General features: G+C 36.8%; 3 protein-coding genes. All 3 read left to right on the forward strand.

Annotation, left to right across the window (positions count from 1 at the left end; all coding sequences use genetic code 11):
• The coding region (locus tag BKK54_RS11470) for a site-specific DNA-methyltransferase (RefSeq protein ID WP_143541471.1) at window positions 1-986 on the forward strand (986 nt) is incomplete at its 5' end.
• Window positions 987-1,006: 20 nt separating this feature from the next.
• Window positions 1,007-1,522 (forward strand): terminase small subunit, encoded by a 516-nt coding sequence (locus BKK54_RS11475; RefSeq protein ID WP_077543194.1) that lies wholly within the window; start codon window positions 1,007-1,009, stop codon window positions 1,520-1,522.
• A partial coding sequence (locus BKK54_RS11480) for a PBSX family phage terminase large subunit (RefSeq protein ID WP_143541472.1) occupies window positions 1,503-2,172 on the forward strand: 670 nt, incomplete at its 3' end. The genes BKK54_RS11475 and BKK54_RS11480, both read left to right, overlap by 20 nt.

Genomic DNA, 2,172 nt, shown 5'->3' on the forward strand with positions numbered 1-2,172 from the left:
TTAAATCTTTCTCTAGGAGTGCGTTAAGTCATTCTGCTTGGCTTACTTTTATGTATCCGCGCCTTTATATTGCCCGTGATTTACTTAAAGAAGACGGCGTGATTTTTATTTCCATTGATGATAACGAAGTGGCGCAGTTGAAATTATTGTGTGATGAAGTGTTTGGAGAGGGGAATTTTGTTTCTGAGTTTATCTGGGATAAGAAAAATTCGGCAAAAGGTGTACCTCCTCGAAATATGGTTGTGGATATTCATGAATATGTGCTTTGTTATTCAAGAAATACAGATGCTAAGTTAATCGGGGAATTAAGAACAAAAGATGGTTTTGCTAATCCGGATAATGATATTAGAGGAGAGTGGAGACTTTCTAATATAAAAAGTACATTAGAGAGAGTGCAAGATAAATTTTCTATAACAGATCCTAATACAGGGAGAAAATTTGAAAATTATTGGGCATTTTCTAAAAATTCATTAGAAAAGATGATTAAAGAAGGGCGAATTATTTTTCCAAAAAATGATGATGGATTGCCAAAACAAAAAGAATTTTTCAATGAGTTTGATAATCCATATATACCAATAAAATCTCATTTAGGATGGTTTGATCCTCAATCAAAAACAGAAAAAAATGTTGAAAAATTAATGGGGCAGAAAGTATTTCTTTATCGTAAGCCTTTAGAATTAATGAAAAAGTTGGTAATTCAATCTGTTAAAAACAATGAAATTATCCTAGATTTCTTCTCAGGTTCTGGCACAACCGCCCATGCCGTAATGCAACTCAACGCTGAAGATGGAGGCAATCGCCAATTTATTTTGGTGCAACTTCCTGAGAAAACTGACGAAAAATCTGAGGCCTTTAAAGCTGGTTATAAAACTATTTTCGACATCACCAAAGCTAGAATTGAAAAAAGTGCGGTCAAAATTCGACAAGATTTTCCTGATACGCAATGTGATCTCGGTTTCAAAATTTTTAAAGCAATAAATACATAATAAGCAAAGGAAACACCCAAATGACTAAAAAAGACGAGGTGAAATCCACGTCTAAGGGCGTGGGGAAATTAACCGACAAACAACAGCGATTTGTTGAGGAGTACCTGGTTGATTTAAATGCAACACAGGCGGCGATTAGAGCAGGGTATAAAGCTGAAAATGCTCGACAAATTGGATCTGAAAACTTGTCAAAACCTGACATTCAAGAAGCTATTCAGATTGCAAAAGACAAACGTTCAGAACGAGTTCAAATCTCACAAGATGATGTTTTACGTGGTTTGCTTGAAGTAATTGCGATGTCTACGGGAAAACAATCGGTGACAGAGACCGTGGTTACAAAATCAGAAAATGGTGAAGCAATTGGGACAGATGTGGTGAAATCTTGTTTTGAACCACATGCCGCAAACAAAGCCCTTGAGTTACTTGGTAAACATTTGGGAATGTTTACTCAAAAAGTCGATATTACTTCTTCTGACGGTTCTATGGCATTAGGTTCATTAAGGGATTTATTTTCAGATGACACAAAAGCTTATTAGTAAGTTTTTGCCATTCATTGAACAGCATCGTTATAAAGTCGCTTACGGCGGACGTGGAAGCGGTAAATCTTGGACGATTGCTCGACTATTAATTGAGATTGCTCGCCGTTCAAACAGTCGTTTCTTATGTGCAAGGGAATTACAAAACTCAATCAGCGATTCTGTGATTCAACTGCTTTCCGACACAATTGAGCGTTACGGCTATCAGGTCGAATTTGATGTTCAGAAAAACAAAATCTATAACTTGCGAACCGGTTCTGTTTTCCTGTTTTACGGTATCAAAAACAACCCGACTAAAATCAAATCCCTTGAGGGGATTGATATTTGTTGGGTGGAAGAGGCGGAAAATGTTTCAAAAGACAGTTGGGAGATATTAATCCCGACTATTCGTAAAGAAAATTCGGAAATTTGGGTGTCATTTAACCCAAAGAATATTCTTGATGATACCTATCAGCGGTTTGTCGTTTCACCGCCGACAGATATTGTCTTGCTCAAAGTTAATTATGTGGATAATCCCTTTTTCCCAGAAACCTTACGGTTAGAAATGGAAGATTGTAAGGAAAAGGATTACGAGCTTTATCGGCATATTTGGGAAGGCGAACCTGTTGCCGACAGTGATTTGGCGATTATTAAGCCGTTATGGATTGAAA

Origin of the sequence: Rodentibacter genomosp. 1 (genome assembly GCF_001999285.1) — a bacterium.
GTDB lineage: Bacteria > Pseudomonadota > Gammaproteobacteria > Enterobacterales > Pasteurellaceae > Rodentibacter.